Here is a 2,050-nt window from a genome sequence, read left to right on the forward strand (position 1 = left end):
GCGCCGCGGTGCTCGGCGCCTCGCGCGGCGACCTGGCGCGCGCCCTGGCCGCACTGCAGGCCGGAGAGAGCTCGCCCGCGGTGGTCCACCCCGCGCGCGACGCGGCCACCCGGCCGGAGGTGGCGTTCCTGTTCACGGGGCAGGGGGCGCAGTACGTCGGCATGGGGCGCGAGCTGTACGAGAGCGAGCCCGTCTTCCGGGATGCTCTCGACCGGTGTGACGAGATCCTGCGCGGCGAGCTGGAGCGGCCCCTCCTCTCGGTCCTTTATCCCGCGGAGGGAGAGGATTCCCCGCTGGACCGGACGGCGTACACGCAGCCGGCGCTCTTCGCGCTCGAATACGCCCTGGTGCAGCTCTGGAGGAGCCGCGGCGTCGAGCCGGCGTTCGTGGCGGGCCACAGCGTGGGTGAATACGTGGCCGCCTGCGTGGCGGGCGTGCTCGGGCTGGAGGATGCGCTGAAGCTGATCGCCGCGCGCGGACGGCTGATGGACGCGCTGCCGGAGGGCGGGGCGATGGCCGCCCTCTTCACGGAAGAGGAGCGGGTGCGCGCGCTGGTGGAGCCGCGGTCCGACCGGGTGTCCGTCGCCGCGGTGAACGGGCCCACGGAGACGGTGATCTCCGGAGAGGCGGAGGCGGTGGAGGAGATCGTCGCGCTGCTTTCGGCCGAGGGAGTGGAGCACCGGCGGCTGGTGGTCTCGCACGCGTTCCACTCGCCGCTGCTGGAGCCGATGCTGGAGGAGTTCGAGCGCGTCGCCTCCGCGGTCGAGTACCGCGAGCCGAGGCTGGGCATCGTCAGCAACGTGACGGGCAGGCTCGCCGAGGGAGAGGAGCTGCGCAGCGCGGGCTACTGGAGGCGACACACGCGCGAGGCGGTGCGCTTCGCGGACACGGTGCAGTCGCTGTGGGATCTCGGCGTGCGCGTGTTCGTGGAGGTGGGCCCGTCCGCGACGCTGCTGGGGATGGGCCGGCGCATCGCGCCGGAGGGGGAGGGCACGTGGGCGCCGTCGCTGCGCAAGGGCAGGGGCGAGCGCGAGACGTTCGCCGCGGCGGTGGCTTCGGTGTGGACGGCGGGCGTGGGGGTGGACTGGGAGGCGGTGCTGGGCCGGCGGCGCAGGGTGGAGCTGCCGACCTACCCCTTCCAGCGCAGGCCCTACTGGATGGAGGCGCCCCGCCCCCGTCCGCTGCGGCAGGGCTCGGACGCGCTCCTCGGCGAGCGGGTGGAATCGCCGCTGCTCCGCGGCGCGCTCGTCTGGCAGACGGAGCTGAGCACGGACGCGCAGCCGCACCTGGCCGACCACCGCATCTACGGCGAGGTGGTCGTCCCCGGCGCGCAGTACCTGGCGATGGCCGCCGCCGCGGCGCAGTCGCTGGGGACCGAGGCGGTGGAGCTGCGGGAGGTGGGCTTCCTCCAGCCGGTGGTGCTGGAGGAGGGGGAGAGGCGGCGCGCGCAGCTCGTTCTTTCCGACGCGGAAGACGACGGGCGGCGCCGCTTCGAGGTGTACGCCCGCGCCGGGGAGGGCGAGTGGACGCTGCACGCCACCGGCTTCGTCGCCCCCGCCGCGCCGGGCGAGCCCGAGCAGGCCGAGGAGGTCGACGCCGTGCGCGCCCGCTGCGCGGAGGAGCGCTCGGCGGACGCCTTCTACGCCGCCATGGATGCGCGCGACATCGCGCTCGGCGCGGCGTTCCGGTGGATCGCCGGGGTCCGGCGGCGCGACGGCGAGGCGCTGGGGCGGATGGAGCCGCGCGAGGGCGTGCGCCCCATGGCCCCCATCCACCCCGGGCTGGCGGACGCCTGCATCCAGCTCGTGGCGGCCACTTCCGCGGAGGCGGACTCCAGCACGGCGTACGTCCCGGTGGAGGTGGAGTCCTTCCGCCTGCACCGCCGCCCCACGGGCACGCTGTGGGCCCACGCCCGCCTGCGCGACCCCGGCGGCGAGGAGAAGGAGGTGGAGAGCGCCGACGTCGCGCTCGTCGACGACGGGGGTGGCGTGGTGGCCGAGATCCGCGGGCTCCGTGCCCGCCGCGCCCGCCGCGACGCGCTGCTCCGCGG

General features: G+C 75.7%; 1 protein-coding gene. It reads left to right on the forward strand.

Annotation, left to right across the window (positions count from 1 at the left end; all coding sequences use genetic code 11):
- The coding region (locus VGR37_01095) for an acyltransferase domain-containing protein (protein HEV2145991.1) at positions 1-2,050 on the forward strand (2,050 nt) is incomplete at both ends.

The organism is Longimicrobiaceae bacterium (assembly GCA_035936415.1).
In the GTDB taxonomy this organism is placed as follows: domain Bacteria; phylum Gemmatimonadota; class Gemmatimonadetes; order Longimicrobiales; family Longimicrobiaceae; genus JAFAYN01.